The sequence below is a fragment of the Streptomyces sp. MJM8645 genome (assembly GCF_001625365.1).
Lineage (GTDB): Bacteria > Actinomycetota > Actinomycetes > Streptomycetales > Streptomycetaceae > Kitasatospora.
The window spans coordinates 6,833,359-6,858,652 of record NZ_LJJF01000001.1 but is presented as its reverse complement, the minus strand read 5'-3'; the positions used below and the strand labels follow the sequence as shown (position 1 = coordinate 6,858,652).

The 25,294-nt window shown below is 76.7% G+C and carries 6 protein-coding genes; 2 read left to right on the top strand and 4 right to left on the bottom strand.

Features of this window, described 5'->3' with window-relative positions; all coding sequences use genetic code 11:
- Positions 1 to 91 precede the first annotated feature (91 nt).
- A complete protein-coding gene (locus tag A6F73_RS28880) occupies positions 92 to 1,675 on the top strand; it encodes an NAD(P)/FAD-dependent oxidoreductase (RefSeq protein WP_063350455.1) in 1,584 nt (527 codons plus the stop codon).
- Positions 1,676 to 1,691: 16 nt separating this feature from the next.
- Here A6F73_RS28880 and A6F73_RS28875 read toward each other — a convergent pair whose 3' ends face one another.
- Complete coding sequence (locus A6F73_RS28875; RefSeq protein WP_063350454.1) at positions 1,692 to 2,321, bottom strand: SRPBCC family protein; 630 nt, start codon at positions 2,319 to 2,321, stop codon at positions 1,692 to 1,694.
- A 360-nt stretch (positions 2,322 to 2,681) separates the two neighbouring features.
- Between A6F73_RS28875 and A6F73_RS28870 the strand changes: the two genes are divergently transcribed.
- Positions 2,682 to 4,223 carry an FAD/NAD(P)-binding protein gene (locus tag A6F73_RS28870; protein ID WP_063350453.1) on the top strand — a complete coding sequence of 514 codons (1,542 nt, stop codon included), beginning with the start codon at positions 2,682 to 2,684 and terminating at the stop codon, positions 4,221 to 4,223.
- A 74-nt stretch (positions 4,224 to 4,297) separates the two neighbouring features.
- On the opposite strand, the gene A6F73_RS28865 is transcribed toward A6F73_RS28870, so the two are convergent.
- From A6F73_RS28865 to A6F73_RS28855, 3 genes are all read right to left on the bottom strand, one after another.
- Complete coding sequence (locus tag A6F73_RS28865; protein WP_063350452.1) at positions 4,298 to 4,810, bottom strand: GNAT family N-acetyltransferase; 513 nt, start codon at positions 4,808 to 4,810, stop codon at positions 4,298 to 4,300.
- A gap of 45 nt (positions 4,811 to 4,855) precedes the next feature.
- Entirely contained in the window at positions 4,856 to 5,059 is a 204-nt protein-coding gene (locus A6F73_RS28860) for an MbtH family NRPS accessory protein (RefSeq protein ID WP_063350451.1), read from the bottom strand.
- 92 nt (positions 5,060 to 5,151) lie between these two features.
- Positions 5,152 to 25,287 carry a non-ribosomal peptide synthetase gene (locus tag A6F73_RS28855; RefSeq protein ID WP_063350450.1) on the bottom strand — a complete coding sequence of 6,712 codons (20,136 nt, stop codon included), beginning with the start codon at positions 25,285 to 25,287 and terminating at the stop codon, positions 5,152 to 5,154.
- Between the last annotated feature and the right edge of the window lie 7 nt (positions 25,288 to 25,294).

The following is a 25,294-nucleotide window of genomic DNA, read 5'->3' as shown; positions in this document are numbered from 1 at the left end:
CGCGAACCGCTGCGAGGGGGCCCTGCGGCGCTCCGGGGCCGCCGTGTCCGGGGCATTCCCCGGCCCGCCCCCGTCCCGTAGCGTGGCGGGGGTGAACGCGAACCCGTCCACCCCCGCCCGGTACGACGCCGTGATCGTCGGCGGCGGCCACAACGGGCTGGTGGCCGCCGCCTACCTCGCCCGGGCCGGACGCCGGGTCCTGCTGCTCGAACGGCTGCCCCGGGTTGGCGGCGCCGCCGTCTCCACCCGGGCGTTCCCGGGCGTGGACGCCCGGCTGTCGCGCTACTCCTACCTGGTCAGCCTGCTGCCGCGGAAGATCGTCCAGGACCTGGGCCTGCGGCTCGACCTGCGGCGCCGCCGGATCGCCTCGTACACCCCCACCGTCCGGGACGGGAAGCCCACCGGCCTGCTGGTGGACGCCGCCGACCCCGGCCGGACCGGGGAGTCGTTCCGGGCCCTCACCGGAACCGACCGGGAGTGGGAGGCCTGGCAGCGCTTCTACGGCATGACCGGGCAGGTCGCCCGACAGGTCTTCCCGACCCTCACCGAACCGCTGCCCGCACGCGCCGAACTGCGCCGGCGGATCGCCGACGACACCGCCTGGACCACCCTGTTCGAACGGCCGCTGGGCGAGACGATCGAACGGACCTTCAGCGACGACCTGGTCCGCGGGATCGCCCTGACGGACGCGCTGATCGGCACCTTCACCCACGCCCACGACCCCTCGCTCCGGCAGAACCGCTGCTTCCTCTACCACGTGATCGGCAACGGGACGGGCGACTGGGACGTCCCGGTCGGCGGCATGGGCGCGGTGACGGACGCGCTGGCCGAAGCGGCCCTGGCCGCCGGCGCGGAGCTCCGCACCGGGTGCGAGGTCACCGCCATCGCCACCGACGGCCACGGCGACGCCGAGGTGACGTACCGCCACCAAGGCGGCGAGGCCACCGCGGCGGGCCGCCGGGTGCTGGTCAACGCCGCCCCGGCCACTCTGGCCCGCCTCCTCGGCGAGGAACCCGGGCCCGCGCCCGAGGGCGCCCAGCTGAAGGTCAACCTGGTGCTGCGCCGGCTGCCGCGGCTCCGGGACACCGGCGCGGACCCCCGGGAGGCCTTCGCGGGCACCTTCCACATCGCCGAGGGCTACCGGCAGTTGGAGACCGCCTACGCCGAGGCGGCGGCCGGCCGAATGCCCTCCGCACCCCCGTCGGAGATCTACTGCCACACCCTCACCGACCCCACCATCCTGGGCCCCGAAGCCGTCCGCCAGGGCCTCCAGACGCTGACCCTGTTCGGCCTGCACATGCCCGCCCGGCTGTTCACCGACCCGGCCGCCAAGGAGCGCGCCCTGGCGGCCAGCCTGGCCCAACTGGACGAGGTGCTGGCCGAACCGATCGCCGACTGCCTCGCGCCGGACGCCACCGGCCGGCCCTGCGTGGAGGCCAAGACCCCGCCCGACCTGGAACGGGAGATCGGCCTGCCCGGCGGCCACATCTTCCACCGGGACCTCTCCTTCCCGTTCGCGACCGGGCCGGTGGACGGCCCCGCCGCCCGCTGGGGCGTGGCGACGGCCCACCCGAACGTCCTGCTGTGCGGCGCGGGCGCCGTCCGCGGCGGCGGAGTCAGCGGCATCCCCGGCCACAACGCCGCCCGGGCCGCCCTCGAAGCCCTGTCCGGTTAGCCCCGTTCGGCGTCGGTCAGCGCCGGTCGGCTTCGGCCTCGGCGGTGGTCTTCAGGTCGTGCAGCCACCCGTCGAGGCCCTGGCGCAGGATCGCGGTCGCGGTGGGGACGTCCGCGTCGACCTGGGGCCCGGTGTGGGTCTCCTCGGTGCTCACCCGGACGCCGCCCTTGACCCGGGTGAAGTTCCACACGTGGACGCCGTCGATGTGCAGCCCTTCGGCGTCGGCGGGGCCGGTCCAGCGGAGGCAGGACTCCCGCTTGAGCTGCTGGACGGTCGAGGTGATGTCCAGGCTGGTGGCGGTGGTCGCGGGGTTGGGCGGGAGCGGGGTCGTCCACCGGAACGCCGACCCCGGGCGCAGGCGGCCGTGGTCGAGGCGCTCCGCGCTCGCGACGGGGCCCTGCCAGGACGGCCAGCGCTCCACGTCGGTCTGCAGCTTCCAGATGGTGTGCAGCGGCGCGTGGATCACCGTCTCGGCCCGGTAGCGGACCTGGGCCCGGGGGTCGACGCCCTCGCCGCGGCAGGTCAGGGACGGACCGGGGCGCGAGGTGGCGGCCCCGGCGGGCGCGGCCGCGGCGCCGAGGAGGCTGACGACGAGCGGGACGGCGAACAGGGCGGCGCGGACGCCGGTGCTGCGGGTGCCGGACATGGAATTCCCCTTGATCGAGTGTCAGTTGGTGGGCTGGCGTTGCCCGTCGAGCTGCGAACGCGGCTGCGGCGACCCTGCGATCGATAGATGCTTGCGCGTTCGTTAGAAGTTATAACGCGGATCTGCGCGAGAGGTCAACAGCTTTCGTGACACCCTCTAACCAGAGGCTCGAACGGTGAGCGGCGAAGCGCCCCCAAACTCTCCTTATGGGACGGAACGTGTCGAACCCGGGACCCTACGTGACCTTCGCCCCCACCCCGGTCGGCGCGACACCGGGCCACCCGGCCATAAGTCCTGCTTGGCGAGGGGCCTATGAACCGTCGTTGGACGCGGCGGCGCGATCGGCTCGATGTTGGCCACATGACGTCTCCCGCCGCGTCCGACGCGGCCGCCGTGAACCAGAGCAGCACCCCGCAAGAGATCGCCGTGGTGGGCGCAGGCGCCGCCGGCACCCTCACGGCTCTGCGCCTGCTCCACCACGCGGCCGCCGGGAGACCCGCACCGGCCCGGATCTGGCTCATCGACCCCGGGCCCGCGGGCCCGGGGCTGGCGTTCGGCACCGACGCGCCGCACCACCTGCTGAACGTCCGGGCCGGCCAGATGAGCGCCCACCGGGACGACCCCGGCCACTTCGTGCGTTGGCTCGGCGACCGCGGCGGCGAGCACGACTTCGTCCCCCGGCGCCTCTTCGGCCGCTACCTCGCCGAGAGCCTGGCGGCGGCGGCCGACCACCCCGACGCCCCCGACCTGGTCCGAGTGCCCGACCGCGTCGTCGCCCTCACCCACCGACCGCAGACGACCACCCCGCCGCTGCGCCTGTGGCTGCACGACGGGCCGCCGCTCGACGTCGACGCGGCGGTGCTGGCCCTGGGCAACTTCGCACCCGGCCAGGCCTGGGCACCGCCGGCGCTGCGCGACTCCGGGCGGTTCCTGGCCGACCCCTGGGCTCCCGGCGCCCTGGCCGCCGTCCCCGAGGACCGCGACGTCCTGCTCGTCGGCACCGGCCTGACCATGGTCGACATGGCGCTCAGCCTGCAACGCCCCGGACGCGTCGTCCACGCCCTGTCCCGGCACGGCCTGGTCCCCCGACCGCACGCCGCCACCCCGCTCACCACGCCGGCCACGCCGGCCACCCCGGTCGCCCCGGTCGCCCCGGTCGCCCCGGTCGCCCCGCAGCTCGACGCCCGTGCGGGGCTGCCCGCGCTGCGCCGGGCGGTGCTGTGCCAGATCGCCCGCTGCCGCCGCGTCCACGGCGACTGGCGGGCCGGGGTCGACAGCCTCCGCCCCCTCACCAGCGCCCTGTGGCAGCAGCTCCCACCCGCCGACCAGGCCCGGCTGCTGGCCCGGGACCTCCGACTCTGGGAGACCCACCGCCACCGGATCCCGCCGGTCAGCGCCCAGGCCCTGCGCGCCGCCGTCGACGCGGGTCTGGTCAGCATCGGCCGGGGCACCGTGGCCGACGCCAAGACCACCTCGGACGGCCCCGACGGGGGCGGCGAGGTCAGGGAGGTCGGCGAGGTCGGCGAGGTCATCGACGTCCGGCTGGACGACGGCCGCGCGCTGCGGGTGGGGGCGGTGCTGAACTGCACCGGCTCCGAAGCCGAACTCACCCGGGTCGACGACCCGCTGATCACCGACCTGCTCACCACCGGCCTCGGCTCCCCCGCCCCCGTCGGCGGCGGCTTCGACACCGCCGCCGACGGCCGGCTCCTCCCCACCGGCGGCCGGGCGCCGGCGCCGCTGTGGACGCTGGGCTCGCTGCGGCGCGGCAACCTGCTGGAGACGACCGCCATCCCGGAGATCCGCTGCCAGGCCGACGACCTCGCCCTGCTGCTGGGCCGCAGCACGGTGGGGACGCCGAGCGGGCCGGGAGCGCCGAACGGAGCGGTACCGGCCCGCTGAGCGGGCACGCACGTCAGCGGCCCGCGGCGCGACCGGACGCGCCGCGGGCCGCGGTCATACCCGGCCGGGCCCGGTCAGGCCTGGTCGGTCGTCGAGAGCGCCACCACCTTCGTCACCGAGCCGTCGTCCCCGACGACGTCGCGCAGGTGCCGGAAGCCCAGCCGTCGAGACATCGCCAGGCTCGGGGCGTTCTCCGCGCCCACCATGCCGTAGACCTCCTTGAGGCCCAACTCGTCGGCGGCGTACCGGATCAGGCCGCGGACCACCTCGGTGCCCAGGCCCCGGCCCCAGAACTCCGGGGCGAGGGCGGTGACCAGCTCGTGGCCGTCGACGTTCCCGGTCTTCTTCACCTCGGCGTGGCCCGCGTACCTCCCGTCCAGCCACAGGCCCCACACGTCGAAGAGCTGCTGCGGGTACACGTCGGTCAGGATCGCGCGGAACAGCGCGCGGATCTGCGGCTCGGGCACCAGGTCCTGGCCCATCCAGCTGCACACGTCAGCGTTGCGGAGGAGGGAGACGAAGGCGTCCTCGTCCTCGGCCCGGTAGGGGATGAACTCCAGGTGTTCGGTGCGCAGCGAAGGGGTCACGGTCAGCTCCTCGGGGTTGTCGTGGGACGGAAGTACTGCGGCCGGTCAGGATCCGGCGTTCTCCATGCGCTCGCGCAGGCTCCGCGGCCGCATGTCGGTCCACACCTCGTCGACGTAGGCGGTGCACTCCGCCTCGGTGCCCTCCTGGCCGACGGGCTGCCAGCCAGCGGGCACGTCGAGGTCGACCGGCCAGAGGGAGTACTGCTCCTCGTCGTTGCGCAGCACCTGGTAGCGGGTGTTCTCGTCCATGTCGTGCTCCTTCGTCGTTGTCGGGTTTCCAGCGGTGGTCATGCAGCGGTGGTCTTGCGGCGGTGGTCTCTTCAGCGGCGGGTGGGCGGCCGTCACCGCCCTCCCCGGGCGTGCCGGGCGATGTGCCGCAGCGCCACGGCGAACTCCTCGGCCACCCGGCGCACGGTCGCCGTGTCGTGGAGGGCGGGGCGGTGGTGCCAGGTGAAGGCGAGGCGCCCGTGCTGCGCCGCGCCCACCACCTCCACCGGGTGCGAGCCGCCGTCGCGGGGGTCGTGGTCCTGCCCGAAGGAGCCGTACTCGGCGCGGACCAGGCCGTCGCCGGCGGTCTCGGGCCGTACGTCCCACTGGCCGAGGTAGTTGAAGACCACCTGGCCGTGCGCGCCGGCGGCGAGGCGCTCGCGGACCTCGGGCGGGCCGAAGGTGCGCAGGGCGCCGAAGCCCAGCCCATTGCCCGGCACGGCGCGCAGCTGGCGGCGGATCGACTTCACCAGGGCGCGCCAGTCGCGGTCCGGGCCGAGGTCCTCGGGGTCGGGGACGTGGAAGGTGACCGGGTGCATGGTGGTGAACCAACCGACCGTACGGGACAGGTCCACGCCCTCCACGACGTCCTCCCGGCCGTGCCCCTCCAGGTCCAGCCGGATCCGCTCGTGGCCGGTCCAGCGGGCCAGTGCCAGGGCGAGGGCGGTCAGCAGCACGTCGTTGACGCGGGTGCGGTAGGCCGCCGGGGCCGCGCGCAGCAGTGCCTCGGTGTCCTCCTCGTCCAGTTCGACGGTGACCGTCGCGGTCTCGGCGGCACCGGTCTCGGCGGCACCGGGGTCAGCGGCACCAGGCTCGGCGGGTCGGTCGGGCAGCGCCTCGGCGGCGCTCACCGCCTCGTCCCAGTAGGGCAGTTCGTGGTCCAGGCCGCCGTCGGCGACATGGGCCGCGAGCCGGAGCGCCCAGTCCCGGTAGGAGGTGCCGCGCTCCCCCAGCGTGATCTGCGTGCCCAGGGCGGCCTGCCGGTAGGCGCTCTCCAGGTCGTCGCGCAGCAGGCGCCAGGAGACGGCGTCGACGACCAGGTGGTGGGCGACCAGCAGCAGGAGCGCCGGGCGGTCCGGGGCGCCGGTGAACAGGGCCGCCCGCAGCAGCGGGCCCCGGGCCAGGTCGAAGCCGCCGTGCAGTTCGTCGGCCGCCTTGGCCATCGCCACGTCGGCGGCCTCGGCGCTCTGCCCGGCCAGGTCGTACCGGACGAGGACGTCCTCGGCGGGAGCGGGCGGCGGGTTGAACTGGTGCCAGCCCGTCTCGTCGTGGGTGAAGCGCAGGCGCAGGGCGTCGTGGTGTTCGAGCAGGGCGTCCAGCGCGGCCCGCAGTGCCCGCGGGTCGGGGTCGGCGCCGAGTTCGAGCAGGGTCGACTGGTTGAAGTGGTGGTGGGCGGCGCGCGGGGTGGTCAGGAACCACTCCTGGATGGGGGTGAGCGGCACGTCCCCGGTGACCGGGCCGTCGTCCTCGCGGTCGGGGGCGGTGCGCACCACGGTGGCCAGTTCGGCCACCGTCTGGTGGGTGAACAGCTCCCGGGTGGCGAGGTACAGGCCGTCCCGGCGCAGCCTGGACACCACCTGCATGCTGAGGATGGAGTCGCCGCCGAGCAGGAAGAAGTTGTCGTCGGCGCCGACCTCCTCGATGCCCAGGACGTCGGCCCAGATCCGGGCGATCCGGCGTTCGGTGTCGGTGCCCGGCTCCCGGCGCGGACCGGCCGCGGCCTGCGCGGGCCCGGGTTCGGGCAGGGCCCGCCGGTCGAGCTTGCCGTTCGGGGTGAGCGGCAGCCGTTCCAGCGGTACGAACACCGACGGGACGAGGTGCGGCGGCAGCAACCCGGCCAGGTGGGCGCGCAGTTCGGCGGCGGGCAGGCCCGCAGCGGCCCCGCCGTCGCCGTCGTCCTCCGGTGCGGCACCGCCCGGTGCGGCACCGCCCGCCGGGACGACGTAGGCGACCAGCCGGCCGGCCCCGGAGCCCGTACCGCTCCCGGGGGCGTCGGCGCGCACGGTGACGACGGCGTCGCGCACCAGGGGGCTGCGGCGCAGCGCGCTCTCGATCTCGCCCGGTTCGATCCGGAAGCCGCGCAGCTTGATCTGGGCGTCGACGCGGCCGACGAAGCGCAGTTCGCCGTCGGCGTCCCGGTGGGCGAGGTCGCCGGTGCGGTACATCCGCTCGCCCGGCGCGCCGAAGGGGTCGGCGAGGAACCGCCCGGCCGTCAGTCCCGGGCGGCCGAGGTAGCCGCGGGCGAGGCCGGGGCCGGCCAGCCAGAGCTCTCCGGTCACGCCGGGCGGCACCGGCCGCAGGGCGGCGTCCAGGACGTAGCTGCGGGCGGCGCCGCCTGGGCGGCCGATCGCGGGTGTGCCGGTGCCGGGCGACAGCGGGCCCGTCCAGGTGGCGACCACGGTGGCCTCGGTGGGGCCGTAGGCGTTGATCATCCGGCGGCCGGGGGCCCAGGTGTCGACCAGGTCGGCCGGGCAGGCCTCCGCCCCGACGACCAGGGTGCGCAGGGCGGGCAGGGTCGCGGCCGTCTCCGGGTCCACGGTGGCCAGGGCCGCCGGGGGGATCAGGGCGTGGGTGATGCGCCGTTCGGCCAGGACCTCGGCCAAGCGCTCGCCGACGAGCGGCCCCTCCTCCCCCGTGACCAGGGTGGCCCCGCTGAGCAGGGAGACGCACAGCTCCAGGACGGAGGCGTCGAAGCTGGGCGAGGCGAACTGGAGCACCCTGGCCCCGGGGCCGGCGGTGTACTGCTCGGCGGTGGCCGCCGCGAAGGCGGCGAGTCCGGCGTGGGTCACCAGGACGCCCTTGGGCGTGCCGGTCGATCCGGAGGTGTAGATGACGTAGGCCGGGTGTCCGGGGGTGAGCGGGGTGGCGCGGTCGGCGTCGGTCGGCGCGGTGTCGTGGTCGGTGTCGGTGTCGCGGTCGGTGGCGCGGTCGGCGTCGGTGGGCGGGGTCTGCGGCCCGTCGGCGGACCACACCTCGGCCGGGTCGTCGAGCACCAGGTGGGCGCCCGCGTCGCGCACCATGAACTCCCGCCTGGGCGCCGGGTAGTCCGGGTCCACCGGGAGGAAGGCGCCGCCGGCCTTGGCGACGGCGAGCTGGGCCACCACCGCCGCCGCCGAGCGGGGCAGGGCGAGGGCGACCAGCCGCTCCGGCCCCACGCCGCGCCGGATGAGCCGGTGGGCCAGCCGGTTGGCCGCCCGGTCCACCTCGGCGTAGCTCAGCTCGCGGCCGCCGTCGAGCAGCGCCACCGCGTCGGGGTTGCGGGCGGCCTGGCGCTCGAAGAGTTCGGCCAGGGTCGCCTCGGGGACGGGCCGGAAGGTGCCGCGCGCCCGGTCGAGTTCGGCGGCCAGCTGGTCGCCGCCGGCCAGCGGGAGCGCGCCGATGGCGCGATCCGGGTCCTCGGCGACGGCGGTCAGCAGGGTGGCGAGCTGGCCGGCCATCCGCTCGGCCGTGGCCGGGTCGAACAGGTCGGTGTTGTAGGTGATCAGGCCGTGCAGCGCGCCGGAGTCGGCCTCCGCGAATTCCAGCGCGAGGTCGAAGGCCGCCTGCGTGGTGTCGGTCTCGACGTCGGTCACGTGCAGGCCCGGGAGGTCGAGGTCGGCGGCCGGGGTGTTCTGGAGGACGACCAGGGCCTGGAAGAGCGGGCTGCGGCTGGTGTCGCGCACCGGCTGCACCTCGTCGACCACGCGCTCGAACGGCAGGTCCTGGTGGGCGAAGGCGTCCCGGACGGTCTGCCGGACCTCGCCGAGGAAGTCGCCGAAGGGCTGCCCGGGCTCCACCCGCGAGCGCAGCACCAGGGTGTTGACGAAGAAGCCGACGAGGCGCTGGGTCTCCGCCTGCTCGCGGCCTGAGGTGACGGTGCCGACGGCGATGTCCTGGTCGCCGCCGAGCCGGGCGAGGTAGGCCTGCGCGGCGGCGACCAGGGTGGTGAACAGGGTGGCGCCGCGCTCCCGGCCGACCCGGGCCAGTCGGCGGGCCGTGTCGGCGGGCAGCTCCAGGCGGGCGGTGGCCCCGTTGGTGGTGCGCACGGCGGGCCGGGGCCGGTCGGTGGGCAGGCGCAGCGTCGAGACGTCGGCCAACTGCTTCTTCCAGTAGGCGAGTTGGTCGGCCCCGGCGGCGCCGACCGTGCGCTGCCAGTGCGCGTAGTCGGCGTACTGCACCGGCAGCGGCGCCAACCGGCTCTCCCCGGAGCCGAGTTCGACGCGGTAGAGGTGGGCCAGATCGGTGAGCAGGACGGCGGTCGACCAGCCGTCGGTGACGATGTGGTGCAGGGTCAGGGCCAGCACGTGGTCGCCCTCGGCCAGCCGCACCAGGGCGGTGCGCAGCAGCGGTCCGCGGCGCAGGTCGAAGGGGCGGGCCCGCTCGGCGGCGAGCAGGCCGCGCAGGGCCGCCGCCCGCGGCTGCGCCGGCCGGCCGGACAGGTCGTGCAGCGGCAGCGGCACGTCCTGCGGCGGGTGGACGAGCTGGACGCCGTGGCCGTCGACGCTGTCGAAGGTGGTGCGCAGCGACTCGTGCCGGGCCGCGAGGGCGCACAGGGCCGCGCCGAGGGCGCCGGTGTCCAGGGCGCCGCGCAGGCGCAGCGCGAGCGCGGTGACGTACTCGGCGCCGCCGGGCGCGAACTCCTCCAGGAACCAGAGGCGTTGCTGGGCGTACGACATCGGCGCGGCGCCGTCGCGGGCGACCGGGAGGACGGGCGGGCGCCCCGCACCGCCCGGGCGGCCCTGCTCCTCGGTGAGCAGGCGGGCCAGGCCGGCCGGGGTGGGGTGGTCGAAGACGGCGCGGGGGGTGAGGTCGGCGCCGAAGGCCTCGGCCAGGCGGGCGGCGAGCCGGATGCTGAGGATGGAGTCGCCGCCCAGTTCGAAGAAGCCGTCCTCCACGCCGGGCGGCCGGATGCCCAGGACGTCGCCGAAGACCTCGGCGGTGCGGCGTTCGGCGTCGGTGCGCGGCTCGACCCGCGCGCGGCGTCCGCTCCCGTGCTCCTCGTCCGGCGCCGGGAGGGCCGCCCGGTCGACCTTGCCGTTGCGGCTCAGCGGGAGGGCGGCGAGCGGGACGAAGGCGGCGGGGACGAGGTAGTCGGGCAGCGCGCGGGCGGCGAAGGCCCGCAGTTCCTCGGGTCCGTCGCCCGCCGGGCCGACCACGTAGGCCACCAGGCGCCGGGCGCCGGGCCGGTCCTCGCGGGTGACCACGGCGACGTCGGTGACCTGGGGGTGGCGGGCGAGTGCGGCCTCCACCTCGCCGGGTTCGACCCGGAAGCCGCGGATCTTCACCTGATCGTCCGCGCGGCCCAGGAATTCGACGGTGCCGTCCGGGCACCGCCTGGCCAGGTCGCCGGTGCGGTACATCCGGGCGCCGGGCGGGCCGGAGGGGTCGGCGAGGAAGCGGGCCGCGGTCTCGCCGGGCCGGCCCAGGTAGCCGCGGGCCACGCCCTCGCCGGCCACGTACAGCTCGCCCGCGCAGCCCGGCGGGACGGGCCGCAGGAGCCGGTCGAGGACGTGTACGCGGCGGTCGTCCAGGGGGTGGCCGATCGGCAGGGTGTCGGGCACCGCCGCCGCCTCCGCGACGGCGTGGGCGGTGGCGAAGGTCGTGGTCTCGGTGGGCCCGTAGCCGTCCACCACGGTCAGCCCGGGGCAGGCCGCCAGGACGCGGCGCACCGCGGCGGCGGGCACCACGTCCCCGCCGGTCCACAGCGTGCGCAGGCCCGCGAAGCAGTCCGGCGCGTCCTGGGCGAGCAGCCGGAAGAGCCCGGCGGTGAGCCACAGCGCCGTCGGCCCGTCCGGTCCGGCGAGCCGCCGCAGCAGGGCGGCGTCCACCGGCCCGGCGGGGGCGACGAGTACGCAGCCGCCGCCCAGCAGCGGCGCCCAGACCTCGAAGGTGGCGGCGTCGAAGGCGACCGGCGAGTGCAGCAGCACCCGGGCGCAGCGGCCGTCGGCGAAGCGGCTGTCGGTGGCGAGCGAGGCCACGTCGCGGTGCCGTACCGCCACCGCCTTGGGCACCCCGGTGGAGCCCGAGGTGAACATCACGTACGCCAGCCGGTCGGGGTCGGCGGGCGGCAGGGCCGCCGCCGGCCCGGCCGCGCCGGTGCGCGCGGCGGCGACCTGCTCGGCGGTGAGCCGCAGGGCGGCGCCGACCTGGTCGAGCAGGGCGCGGCGGCGCTCCTCGGGGGCCCGGAGGTCGACGGGCAGGTAGGCGCCGCCCGCCTTGAGAACGGCCAGCTGGGCGGCGACGAGTTCGGCGGAGCGGTCCATCAGCAGCGCCACCCGGCCTTCGGGGGCCAGGCCGTCGGCCAGCAGCCGGGCCGCCAGGCGGTCGGACCAGTCGTCGAGCTGGCGGTAGGTCAGTTCGCGGTCGCCGTCGCGCACGGCGGGCGCGCCGGGGGTGCGCCGGACCTGCTCGGCGAAGACCTGGAGCGGGCTGCGCGGCGCCGCCGGGCGGGCGGTGCCGTGCCAGGAGGCCAGCTGCTCCCGGTCGGCGGGGGTGAGCTGGTCCAGCTCGGCGAGGTCGCCGTCGAGGCCGTCGGCGAGGGCGGTGAGCAGCAGGACCAGGCGGTCGGCCGCACCGTGGGCCGTCCGGTGGTCGAAGAGCGCGGGGTCGTAGGCCAGGTCGAAGCCGAGCCGCTCGGCCAGGTGGGCGCGCAGGCACCAGGGGAAGGTGGTGGCGTCGTCGGCGCGCACCTCGACCACCCGCACCCCGGTCCGGTCGGCGGCCGACTCGTCGACGGGGTAGTTCTCGAAGACCGCCATGCTGTCGAACAGCGGCTCCCCGGCGGGCAGGTCGCTCAGGGCCTGGACGCGCGGCAGGGCCAGGTGGTCGAAGCGGCGGCCGTCGCTCTGGCGTTCCTGGAGCTCCCGCAGCCAGGGCAGCACACCGCCCGAGGGGATCGGGACCCTGGTCGGCACGGTGTTGATGAACAGGCCGATCATCGACTCGACGCCGGGCAGTTCGGCCGGGCGCCCGGACACGGTGGTGCCGAAGACCACGTCGTCGCCGCCGCTGTAGCGGGCCAGCAGCAGCGCCCAGGCGCCCTCCACCACGGTGTTGACGGTCAGTCCGGCAGCGGCGGCGTTCTCGCGCAGCCGCCGGGAGAGCGTCTCGTCCAGTTCGCGGTGGGCCGCGGCGCTGGAGCGGGCGCGGTGGGCCCGGGTCGGCGGGCGGTCGTACGGCAGCGGGGTCCGGCCGGTGAATCCGGCCAGCAGGCCGCGCCAGTGGGCCTCGGCCGCCTCCTCGTCCTGGTCGTGCAGCCAGCCCAGGAAGTCCGCGAACGGCCGTCGGACCGGCCGGGGCGCCTGCGGGCCGCCGGTCAGCGCGGCGTACTCCTCGCACACCTCGGTGAGCAGTTGCCCGGTGCTCCAGCCGTCCAGGATCAGGTGGTGGGTGGACCACAGCAGCAGGACCTCGTCGCCGGGCAGCGCGGCCAGGGTCAGCCGGGTGAGCGGCGCGGTGGCGAGGTCCATCCCGGCGGCGCGCTCCTCGGCGAGCAGCCGCTCCGTCCGGTCGGCGCGCTGCCCGGGCGCCAGGTCGCGCCAGTCGAGGTGGCGGACGGGCAGTGCGGCGTGCCGCGCGACCACCTGGACGGGGTGCGGCAGGCCGCGCCAGTGAACGCTGGAACGCAGTGCCGGGGTGCGGTCGGCGACCAGCTGCCAGGCCTCGGCGAAGGCCCGCGGGTCGGCGACGCCGGCCAGGCGCACCGCGATCCGGTCGACGTAGGCGCCGTCGGCGTCGACGAGCCCGTGGAAGAGCATGCCGGACTGCAGCGGCGTCAGCGGCAGCACGTCGTCGGTCTCGCGCCCGTCGCCGACGAGCCGGTCCAGCCGGTCCTGGTCGAGGCCGGCGAGCGGGAAGTCCGACGGGGTGCGGCCGCCGGCGTCCGGGCGGGCGCAGTGCGCGGCCAGCTCGTGCAGCGCGGCGCCCATCTCCTCGGCGAGCCCGCGGACGGTCGCCTCGTCGTAGACGGCGGCGGGGTAGGTCCACGCCAGTTCGAGGCGGCCGTCCTGGACCGCGCCCGTGATGTCCAGCAGGTAGGGGCGGGGCTCGTCGGGGTCGGTGTCGCGACCGGCCGGGGGCAGCGCGCCGCGGACCAGGCCGTCGGCGCCGCCGCGGGTGTCCCACTGGCCGTGGTAGTTGAAGCCGATCTGCGGCGCCGCCGCGCCGGTCAGCGGGCCGCCGGGCCGCAGGTGGCGCAGCGCGCCGTGGCTGAGTCCGCGCAGCGGGACGGCGCGCAGCTGCTCCTTGACCGAGCGCAGGGTGTCGTGCCACCCGGCGTCGGGGTCGACGCGCAGGGCGAGCGGGAACTCGGCGGTGAACCAGCCCACCGTCCGGGAGAGGTCCAGGTCCTCGAAGAGGTCCTCGCGGCCGTGCCCCTCCACTCCGACCAGCACGGTGTCCCGGCCGCACCAGCGGGCCAGGGTGCGGCCCAGGGCGCTGAGCAGGACGTCGTTGACCTGGGTGCGGTAGACCTCGGGGACGCGGCGCAGCAGTGCCTCGGTGGTCCGCTCGTCCAGCGTCACCTGGACGGTGGCGGCGGTGGCGTGGGTGTTGGGGGCGTTGGTGTTCGGGGCAGGGGTGTTGGGGGCGTCGGTGTCAGGGGCGGGGCGGCCGGCGGGCAGGTCGGCCGGGGCCGCGCCGGTGCGCGTCCAGTGGCCGAGGTCGCCGTCCAGGGCGCCGGCGCGGGTGTGCCGCTCCAGCCGGGTGGCCCAGCGGCCGTAGGACGTGCCGGTCGGCGTCAGGGCGACGGGGGCTCCGGTGCGGGCCGTGCGGTACGCCGCTTCGAGGTCGGCCAGCAGGATGCGCCAGGAGACGCCGTCCACGGCCAGGTGGTGGACGGTGAGGACGAGTTGGCCCGGCTGCCGGGGACCGGGGTCGAAGAACAGGGCGCGCAGCACGCGGCCCTCGACGGGGTCGAGGGAGCGCTGGGCCTCGTCGGTGGCGCGCTGGACCTGCGCCTCCAGGTCCTGGCCGGTGAGGTCCGGGTGGCTGACGTCGTGCCGGGTGAAGACGCCGTCCGCCCCCTGGGGAAGCACCTCCTGGCGCCAGCCGGCCTCGGTGCGGTGGAAGCGGGTGCGCAGGGCCGCGTGGTACTCCACCAGGGCCAGCACCGCCCGGCGCAGGGCCGCCGGATCGGTGCCGGGGGCCAGTTCCAGGCGCTGGGTCATGGTGAAGCGCAGGGTGTCGCCGGGGTGGCGGCCGTCGAGGTACCAGTGCTGGATCGGGGTGAGCGGCGCCTCGCCGGGCTCGGCTTCGCCGATTTCTTGACTATTGGTCAGATCTCCTGCGCACAGGGCGAGTTCGGCGATGTTCTGGTGCCGGAAGACGTCCTTGGTGGTGAGGGCGAGTCCGGCGGCGCGGGCGCGGGAGACGATCTGGATGCTGAGGATGGAGTCGCCGCCGAGCGCGAAGAAGTTGTCCCGGGTGCCGACGCGCTCCACGCCCAGCACCTCGGCCCAGATCGCGGCGAGCCGTTCCTCGGCACCGGGCCGCGGCGCGACGTACGGGGTGGTGCGGTCGGGCTGGGCGGGCGGCGCGGGCAGCGCGCGCCGGTCGGTCTTGCCGCCGGCCGTCCGCGGTATTCGGGCCAGCGGGACGAACGCGGCGGGCACCAGGTGGTCGGGCAGCGTCCGCCGCAGCCAGGTCCGCAGTTCCTCGGCGGTCGGCACGCGGCGGCCGGCGGGCACCGGGTAGCCGACGAGCACCGTACGGCCGGCGTGCTCGCGCGCGGCGACCGCGCAGTCGGCGACGTCCGGGTGGGCGAGCAGGGCGGCCTCCACCTCCCCGGGCTCGATCCGGAACCCGCGGACCTTGACCTGTTCGTCGGCGCGGCCCCGGAACTCCAGTTGCCCGTTCGCGTCCCAGCGGGCCAGGTCGCCGGTGCGGTACATCCGGGCCCCGGGCGGGCCGTAGGGGTCGGCGAGGAAGCGTGCGGCCGTCAGTCCGGGCCGGTTCAGGTAGCCGCGGGCGACCTGGTCCCCCGCCAGGTACAGCTCCCCCGGCATGCCGGGCGGCACCGGCCGCAGGGCGCCGTCGAGCAGGTAGGCGCCCAGGTTGCGGCCGGGGCGGCCGATGACGGGGCGCTCGGGGTGGTCCGCGCACCGGGCGTAGGCGGCGTCGACGGTGCACTCGGTGGGCCCGTACATGTTGTAGGCGGTGACGCCGAGGTCCGCGTGCGCCGCGCACAGCTCCCGCCAGGTGGCGGCGGGGACGGCCTCGCCGCCGACCAGCAGCAGGCGCGGGTGGTGCGGGCCGGGGGCGAGCAGTCCGGCGGCGGTGAGTTCGCGCAGGAAGGAGGGGGTGACGTTGACCAGGTCCAGGCGGCGGTCGACGACCTGGGCGCAGAACGCCTGCGGGTCCAGCCGGACGTCCTCGTCGATGAGGTGGAGCTCCTGGCCCAGTGCGAGCAGCAGCGGGCCCTCCCAGCTGGTGTCGAAGGAGAAGGAGGCGCTGAGCGCGGCCCGCAGCCGCGTCCCGTCGGCGGTGTGCGGCGCGACCAGGCCTTCCTGGTGGTCCCGGCAGAGGTTGACCAGCTGGCGGTGTTCGACGACGACGCCCTTGGGGCGGCCGGTCGAGCCGGAGGTGTGGATGAGGTAAGCGGCGTGCTGCGGCAGCAGGGGGGCGGTCCGCTCGGCGTCGGTCAGGTCGTGGGCGGGCAGCGCCGCCCACGGCACCTCGCGCAGGGTCTGCCCGGTCAGCACCACCCGGGGCCGGGTGTCGTCGAGGAGGAGGGCGGCCCGCTCCTCGGGCAGGTCCGGGTCGACGAAGAGCAGGGCGGCGCCCGCCTTGAGCACCGCGAACAGCGCGACCAGCAGGTCCGAGGTGCGCGGCAGCCGGACCGCGACCACCTGTTCCGGGCCGGCGCCGAGGGTGGCGAGGTGGCGGGCGAGCCGGTTGGCCCGCGCGTTGAGGGCGGCGAAGTCGAGCGTGGCGTCCCGGGCGACCAGGGCGGTGGCGTCCGGGGTGCGGGCGGCCTGCGCCTCGAACAGGGCGGGGAAGGTGGTGTCCGGCGCGGGCAGCGGCGCGCCCCGCCCCTGCCGCAGCACCCGGCGGCGTTCGTCGGCGGTCATCAGCGGCAGCGCCCCGACGGCCGTGTCCGGCGCCTCGGCCACGGCCTCCAGCAGGGTGCCCAGCCGGCCGGCCAGGTGCTCGGCCGTCCGCGCGTCGAACAGCCCGGTGTTGTACTCCAGGTAGCCGGTCAGGCCGCCGTCGCGCTCGACGAAGTCGAAGGAGAGGTCGAAGGTGGCGCCGTGGACGGGCGGGGTGACCGGCTCCACCGTCAGGCCCGGCAGCCGCGGCACCTCGGCGCCGAGGTTGTGCAGGGCCACCATGACCTGGAAGAGCGGCGTGCGGCTGGTGTCGCGCTCCGGCTGGAGGGCGTCCACCAGCCGTTCGAAGGGCACCTCCTGGTGGGCGAGCGCCTCCAGGACGGTGCCGTGGGCGGCGGCCAGCAGTTCGCGGAACGACAGCTCCGGCCGGACGGCGCCGCGCAGCACCAGGGTGTTGACGAACATGCCGACCACGTCGTGGAGTTCGCCCTGCTCGCGGCCCGAGGTGACGGTGCCGACCGCGATGTCCTGCTGCCCGGACCAGCGGGCGAGCAGGACCTGGCAGGCCGCCAGGAGCGTGGTGTAGAGGGTGCCGTCGACCTCCCGGCCCCGTTCGCGCAGCCGCGCGGTCAGCCCGGCGGGCAGGGTGAAGGCGACCAGCGCGCCGTCCCGGGTGCGCACGGCCGGGCGCGGCCGGTCGGTGGGCAGCTCCAGCGGGGTCAGGCCGTCCAGGGCCCGGCGCCAGTGGGCGAGGTCCGCCTCGGCGAGGTCGGTGCGCGCGCGCTGCCAGGACGCGTAGTCGGTATAGCGCACGGGCAGCGCGGGCAGCCGTGGCGGGCGCCCCTCGCGGGCCGCCGCGTACAGCTCGCCCAGGTCACGGCCCAGGACGCCCATCGACCAGCCGTCGGTGGCGATGTGGTGCACGGCCAGCGCGAGCACGTGCTCGTCCGCGGCCGTCCGGACCAGCCGGGCCCGCAGCAGGGGCCCGGTGGCCAGGTCGAACGGGGTGGCGGCGATCCGCTCCAGCAGCGCGTCCAGGGCCGCCGGGGGCGCCCCGGCGAGGTCCTCGCACGGCAGCTCGACCGGCTGCGGCGGGCGCACCACCTGCCGGGCGCGGCCGTCCCGCTCGGCGAAGGTGGTCCGCAGCGCCTCGTGCCGGGCGACCAGGGCGTCCAGGGCGGTGCCCAGCGCGGCCCGGTCGAGCTCGCCGCGCAGGCGCAGCACGGAGAGCGAGGTGTACTCGGTGCTGCCCGGCTCGAACCGGTCGAGGAACCAGAGCCGCTGCTGGGCGTACGACAGCGGCGGCTCGGCCGCCGGGTCCGCGGCCGGGATGACCAGGGCCGACGGGTCGTCCGCAGCGCCCGGCCCGCCGGGCGAGCCGAGGGCCTCGGCCAGGTCCGCCAGCACCGGGTGGGTGAACAGCAGCCGGGGCGAGAGCTCCGCCGCCCCGAAGGCCGCGCGCAGCCGGGCGGTGACCCGGACGGCGAGGATGGAGTCGCCGCCCAGGGCGAAAAAGTCGTCCTCGGCGCCGATCTCCCCGGTGTCCAGGACCTCCGTCCAGGCCGCGGCGACCAGCCGCTCGGCACGGGTGCGGGGCGCGGTGCGCTGCCGGCCGGCGGCGAAGCCCGCCGGGCCGGGCACGGGCAGCGCGCGCCGGTCGAGCTTGCCGTTGGGGGTGAGCGGCAGGGCCGCCAGCGGGACGTACGCGGCGGGCACCAGGTAGGCGGGCAGCAGCCGTTCGAGGTGGGCGCGCAGGTCGGCGGCGGCCGGGGGGTGGGCCGAGCCCGGACCGGCGACGACGTGGGCGACCAGCCGGCGGGTGCCGGAGGCGTCCTGGTACACGCCCACGGTGGCGGCGCCCACGCCCGGGTGGGTCTGGAGGGCGGCCTCGATCTCGCCGGGTTCGATCCGGTAGCCGCGGATCTTGACCTGCTGGTCGGCGCGGCCCAGGTAGCGCAGGGTGCCGTCGGCCTGCCGGCGCGCCCGGTCGCCGGTGCGGTACATCCGGGTGCCCGGGGCGCCGAACGGGTCGGCGAGGAAGCGGGTGGCGGTCAGGCCGGCCCGGTTGAGGTAGCCGCGGGCCAGGCCCTCCCCCGCCACGTACAGCTCGCCCACGGCGCCCGGGGGCACCGGGGCCAGGTCGGCGTCGAGGACGTACAGCCGCAGGTCCGGGAGGCCGGTGCCGATCGGTGCGGGGCCGCCGGCGGCGGCGGTCGCGCGCTCCAGCGGGGCGTGGGTGACGTGCACGGTCGTCTCGGTGATGCCGTACATGTTCACCAGGCGCGGCGCGTCCTGCGGGTGGCGGTCGTACCAGTCGGCGAGGCGGCCGGCGTCCAGGGCCTCGCCGCCGAAGACCACCGTGCGCAGCGCCAGCCGGCGGGAGAGCTCGGGGTGTTCGGCGTCGGCGCGGGCCAGCGGGTGGAAGGCGGACGGGGTCTGGTTGAGGACGGTGACGCCTTCGTCCACGAGCAGCCGCAGGAAGTCCTCCGGGGAGCGGGCGGTGTCCTCGGGCACGACGACGAGCCGGCCGCCGTGCAGCAGCGGGCCCCACAGCTCCCAGACCGAGAAGTCGAAGGTGTAGGAGTGGAACAGCGTCCAGACGTCCTCGGCGCCGAAGCCGAACACGCCCCTGGTCTGCTCGAACAGCCGCACCACGTTGGCGTGCGGCACCACGACGCCCTTGGGGCGGCCGGTGGAGCCGGAGGTGAAGATGGCGTAGGCGGGGCTGTCGGGCAGCGGGCGGTGCCGGGCGGCGAGCGGGGCGGCCGGGCCCCGGGCCAGGTCGGCGCGCAGTTGCGGGTCGGCGAGGGAGAGGACGGGCACCCCGTGCTCGAAGCTCTCGGACGGCCCGCCGGGTCCGTGGGTCACCAGGGCCACCGGAGCGGTGTCGCCCAGCAGTTGGGCTCGGCGCTCGGCCGGCAGGCCCGGGTCGAGCGGCAGGTAGGCCGCGCCCGTCTTGAGGACGGCGAGGACGGCCACGACCAGGTCGGCCGTGCGGGGCAGCGCGAGGGCCACGAACCGCTCGGGCCCGGCGCCGAGTCCGGCCAGCCGGTGGGCGAGCCGGCCGGCCCGCGCGTCCAGGGCGGCGTAGTCGAGGTGCTCGTCGCCGCAGGTGACGGCCTCGGCGTGCGGGGTGCGGGCGGCCTGCGCCTCGAAGAGGTCGACCAGGGTCCGGTCGGGGCGGCCGTGCGCGGTGCCGTCCCACTCGGTCAGCTGCCGCCGCTCCTGCGCGGTCGTCCACTCCAGGGCGCGCAGCGGCCGGTCCAGTCCGGCGGCCAGGTCGGCGAGCAGCAGGCAGAGCCGCTCGGCGAGGGTGCGGACCGTCGCGGCGTCGAACAGCTCCGGGTCGTAGGCGAGGTCGAAGCCGAAGTGCCCGCCCTGGTAGGCGCGCAGGACGAGCGGGTAGTTGGTGGCGTCCCGGGAGGTGACCTCCACCAGGCGCACCCCACTGCCGGCCGTGCGGGCGTCGTCGAAGGGGTAGTTCTCGAAGGCGACGATGCTGTCGAACAGCGTGCCGCCGGACGGCACGCCGCTGAAGGCGGTGAGTTCGGCGAGGGACACGGCGGCGTGGCGCCGGGCCTCGGCCTGGGCCTCCTGGAGCTCGCGCAGCCAGTCGGCGGCGGTGCGGCCGCCGTCGACCAGGACCCTGGTGGGCAGGGTGTTGATGAACATGCCGATCATCGACTCGACGCCGGGCAGTTCGTCGGGGCGCCCGGAGACGGTCGTCCCGAACAGCACGTCCGGCTCGCCGCTGTACCGGGACAGCAGCAGGGCCCAGGCGCCCTGCACCACGGTGCCGAGGGTGAGCCCGGCCCGCCGGGCGGTGCGGGCCAGCCGCTCGGAGGCCTCCGGCGACAGGCCTGCGGTGTGCGCGAGCGCCGAACGGGCCCGGTGGGCCTCGCGCCGGGCGCGGTCGGCGGGCAGCGGGGTGGCGGTGGCGAAGCCGTCCAGGACGCCCCGCCAGTGCGCGCGGGCGGCCGCGGTGTCCTGACCGGCCAGCCAGTGCACGTAGTCGGCGAAGGGCCGGCGCACCGCCGGTGTCGGCACGCCCCCGGTGGTGAGGGCCGCGTACTCCTCGAACACGTCGGTGAGCACCTGGGCCAGGCTCCAGCCGTCCAGGATCAGGTGGTGGGAGGTCCACAGCAGGTGCAGGCGGGCCTCGGGCAGCCGGACCAGGGTGAGCCGGGTGAGCGGCGCCGTGGCGAGGTCCAGCCCGTGGGCGAGGTCGTCCGCGCGCAGCCGGGCCAGCCGGTCGGCGCGCTCGCCCGGGTCGACCGCCCGCAGGTCCAGGTGGGTCACCGGCAGCCGGACGCCGCGGCGCACGACCTGGAGGGGGGCGGGGACGCCCTCCCACACCACCGAGGTGCGCAGCGCGGGCGTGCGGTCGGCGACCCGCTGCCAGGCCAGGGCGAAGGCGTGCGGGTCGCCCACGCCCTCCAGCAGCAGGCCGGCCTGGTCCACGTAGACGTCGTCGGGGCCGCCGACCAGGCGGTGGAAGAGCATGCCCTCCTGGAGCGGGGTGAGCGGCAGCAGGTCCTCGACGTCCCGCCCGGCGCCGGCGATCCGGTCCACCCCGGCCTGGTCCAGTCCGGCCAGCGGGTAGTCGGAGGGGGTGCGGCCGCCGGCGTCGGGGCGGGCGCAGTGCTCGACGATGCCGGTCAGTGCCGAGGCGGTGGCCTGCGCCAGCGCGCGGACGGTGGCCGTTTCGTGCGCCTGGTCGCTGTAGTGCCAGGTGAGCTCCAGCTCGCCGTCGGCGACGACGGCGGAGACGTCGAGCAGGTGGTCCAGGGGCTCGTCGGCGGCGAGCTCCCGGCCCGGTACCTGGCCGGCGGGCGCGAAGTCGCCGGTCCCGGGGGCGGTCCACTGGCCGTGGTAGGTGAAGCAGACCTGCGGCAGCGGACGGCCCTTCAGGGCGCCGGCGGCGGGCTGGCCGAGCCGGGCCAGGGCCTCGTAGCTCAGGCCCCGGCGGGGTACGGCGCGCAGCTGCTCCTTGACCTGCTTGAGGGTGGCGGCCCAGTCCGGGGCGCCGGCCGGGCCGGCCGGGGCGAGGGTGACGGGGTACTGGGTGGTGAACCAGCCGACCGTCCGGGAGAGGTCGACGCCGTCGACGAGCTCCTCGCGGCCGTGGCCCTCCAGGGCGATGGTCACCCGCTCGGTGCCCGTCCAGTCGGCGAGGGCCCGGCCCAGCGCGCTGAGCAGCACGTCGTTGACCTGGGTCCGGTAGGCCTCGGGGACGCTGCGCAGCAGGGCCTCGGTGGTGACGCGGTCGAGCCGGGTGCGCAGGGTGCGCACGGAGCCGGCCGTGGGGGTGCCGGGGTGGTCGACGGGCAGCGGGGCGGCCGGGGCCCTGGTCTCGGCGCTCCAGTAGGGCAGGTCGTCGTCGAGGCCTCCGGCCCGGACCAGTTCGGCGAGGTGGTGGGCCCAGTCGGTGAACGGGGTGGGCTCGGGCTCCAGGTGCGGGGCGTCCCCGGCCGCCGCCTGCCGGTAGGCCTGTTCCAGGTCGGCGAGCAGCACCCGCCAGGAGACGCCGTCGACGGCCAGGTGGTGGGCGGTCAGGACGAGTTGGGGCCGGGCGTCGCCGCGGGCCCGGAACAGGACGGCGCGCAGCAGGGTACCGGTGGCCGGGTCCAGGGCGGCGCGGGCGGCGTCGGCGGCCTCGCCCCGGGCGGCTTCAGAGCCGGTGTCGGCGCCGGGGGCGGGCGGGTCGAGTCTGGTCAGCAGCCCGGTGCCCGGGTCCGCGACCGGCTCCTGGCGCCAGGTGCCCCCGGCGCGGGTGAAGCGGGTGCGCAGCGCCGGGTGGGCGGCCAGGACCGCCCGCAGCGCCTGGTCCAGGGCCGGCTCGTCGAGGTCGCGCGGCAGGTCGAGCAGCATCGACATGGTGAAGTGGCGCAGCGGGCCGTGGGCGGCGAAGAACCACTCCTGGACCGGGGTGAGCGGGGCCGGTCCGTCCGCGCGGCGCGGCCGGGGGGCCGGGGCGGTGACCGGGCGGGCGGCGGCGACCAGGTCGGCGACGGTCTGGTGGCGGAAGACGTCCTGGGAGCCGATCCGCAGGCCGGCGGCGCGGGCCCGGGAGACGGCCTGGATGCTCAGGATCGAGTCGCCGCCGAGCTCGAAGAAGTTGTCGGTGACGCCGACCCGTGTCACGCCCAGCACCTCGGCCCAGATCCCGGCGAGGGTCTCCTCCTCGGGGGTGCGCGGAGCCACGAACTCCCCTTCCCGCCCTTCGCCTTCGGGGTCGGGGGCGGGCAGTGCGCGGCGGTCCAGCTTCCCGCTGGTGGTGAGCGGCAGGGTGTCGAGCGCGGTGAACGAGGACGGCACCAGGTGGTCCGGCAGCACCCGCCGCAGCGCGGCGCGCAGGTCGGCGGACGGGCGGGCCGCGCCGTCGGCGAAGACCAGGTAGGCCGCGAGCCGGGTGTGGCCGCGCGCGTCGGGCACGGCGGCGACCGCGGCCGCGGCGACCTGCGGCAGGTCGAGCAACGCCGCCTCGATCTCGCCGGGTTCGATCCGGTGGCCGCGCACCTTGACCTGGTCGTCGGCGCGCCCGAGGTACTCCAGGCTCCCGTCGGCCGTCCAGCGGGCCAGGTCGCCGGTGCGGTACATCCGGGCGCCGGGCGGCCCGTACGGGTCGGCGGTGAAGCGGGCGGCGGTCAGCCCCGGGCGGCCGGCGTAGCCGCGGGCGACCTGCTCGCCGGCGAGGTGGAGTTCGCCGCTCACCCCGGGCGGCACCGGCTGGAGCCGGTCGTCGAGGACGTAGGCGCGCAGGTTGGGCAGCGGGCGGCCCACCAGGGGCCGGTCACCGCCCGCGATGCGGCAGGCGAGCGCGTCGACGGTGCACTCGGTGGGGCCGTAGTAGTTGTAGGCGGCGACGTCCGGGTGCCCGGCGAGTTCGCGCCAGAGCCGGGGCCCGACGGCCTCGCCGCCGAGCATCAGCACCCGGGGGCGGTGGCGCGGGTCGTCGAGCAGCCCGGCGGGCAGCAGTTGGCGCAGGTAGGAGGGCGTCAGGTCGAGGAAGTCGACGCGGTGGCGCACGACGTACTCGACCAGGGCCGCCGGGTCCATCCGGGTCGTCTCGTCGACCAGGTGCAGCGGGTGGCCGTCGGCCATCAGCAGCACGCCCTCCAGGGAGGTGTCGAAGGAGAACGAGGCGGTCAGCGCCACGCGCAGCGGCCCGCCGCCCGCGTCGGCGACGAAGCCCGCCCGGTGGGCGGCGAGCAGGTTCACCACCGCGCGGTGCGGGACGGCGACGCCCTTGGGGCGGCCGGTGGAGCCGGAGGTGTAGAGCACGTACGCGGTGTTGGCGGGGTGCAGCGGGGCGGTCCGGTCGGCGTCACCGGGGTCGGTGTCCGGGCCGGTGTCGGGCAGCGCCCGGAGCGCCTGCTCGTCCAGGACCAGGGCGGGGCGGGCGTCGTCGAGCAGGTAACGCTGGCGCTCGGCCGGCAGGGCCGGGTCCAGGGGCAGGTAGCCGGCGCCGGCCTTCCAGACGGCGAGGATCGCCACGATCATGTCGGCGGTGCGCGGCAGCCGCAGCGCGACCAGCCGTTCGGGGCCGGCGCCGCGGGCGATGAGCTGGTGGGCGAGCCGATTGGCGCGGGTGTTGAGCGTCGCGTAGTCGAGCAGCTCGGCTCCGGCGACCAGGGCCGGGGCGTGCGGGGTCAGGGCGGCCCTGCGCTCGAACAGCTCGGGGTAGCCGGTGTCCTCGACGGGCAGCGCGGTGGCGTTCCAGTCCCGGGTGACCTGCCGGGTCTCCCGGGGCGAGAGCAGCGGCAGGGTGCCGAGCGGGCGGTCGGGTTCGGCGGCGGCGCCGGCCAGCAGTAGCAGGAGCTGGTCGGCCATCCGGCGGGCGGTGGGCGCGTCGAAGAGGTCGGCGCGGTACTCCAGCAGGCCGGTGAGCGCCTCGCCGTCCGGGACGAACTCGACGCTGAGGTCGAAGGTGGCGGCCTGCCGGGGCACGGCGACCGGGGCGGCTGCCGGCCCGTGCGGGGTGGTGGCCTCGGGCGGCGCGGGGTGCAGCAGGACCAGCACGTCGAACAGCGGGTTGCGGCCCGCCTGGCGGGGCGCGCCGACCGCCTCGACGAGCCGTTCGAAGGGCGTGTCGCCGTGCGCGAGCGCGTCGTTGCCGGTCTCGGTGGCGGCCGCGAGCAGGTCGCGGAAGGATCCGGCGGGCTCGACCCGGGTGCGCAGGACGACGGTGTTGACGAAGCAGCCGACGGCCCGTTCCAGCTCGGTGCGGGAGCGCCCGGGCGTCAGGGAGCCGACGGTGACGTCCTGCTGGCCGGACCAGCGGGCCAGCAGCGCCTGGGTGGCGGCGACCAGGGCGGTGTGCAGGGTGCCGTGCCGCTCGGCCGCGAGCTCGCGCAGCCGGGCGGTGAGCGGCGCGGGGACGGTGAAGGCGTGGACGGCGCCGGGGCCGGCCTCCTCGCCGCGCCGCGGGTGGTCCAGCGGCAGCTCCGGCGGCACCGCACCGGCCAGTTTCGCCTTCCAGTGGGCCAGTTGGCCTTCCAGCCGGGCTCCGGAGAGCTGTTCGCGCTGCCACACCGCGAAGTCCGGGTACTGGACGGCCACCGGGGGCAGGTCCGGGGCGGCGCCGCGGGCCAGGGCCTCGTAGCCGGTGCACAGTTCGTCCAGGACGACGCCCATCGACCAGCCGTCGGTGACGATGTGGTGCGCCGTCACTTGCAGGACGTGCGAGCGGTCCGACTCGCGCACCAGCAGGGCGCGCAGCAGCGGCCCCTGCCGGAGGTCGAAGGGGCGGGAGTACTCCTGGAGCAGGATCGCGTCGAGGCTCTCCCCGTCGGCCGGCTCCCGGACGGGCAGCGGCACCGGACCGGCCGGCCGCACGGTCTGCACCGGGCGGCCGTCGGCCTCGTCGAAGGTGGTCCGCAGCCCCTCGTGGCGGGCCACGACGGCGGCCAGCGCCCCGGCGAGCGCCGCGCGGTCCAGCGGGCCGGTGAACCGTACGGCGACCGCGCTGTTGTAGCGGGGGTCGCCGGGGCGCAGCCGGTCCAGGAACCACAGGCGCTGCTGGACGAAGGAGGGCGGCAGCGGTCGGCTGCGGTCGGCGTGCGGGATGGACCGGTCGGCGGCGGCCCGGGCGCCGCCGGAGCGCCCGGCCAGCCGCAGGCGCAGCGCTTCGCGCAGGTCGGCGGGCAGGGCCTCGGCGCGGTCTCGCTTCGAAGGCGTCATGGTCGTC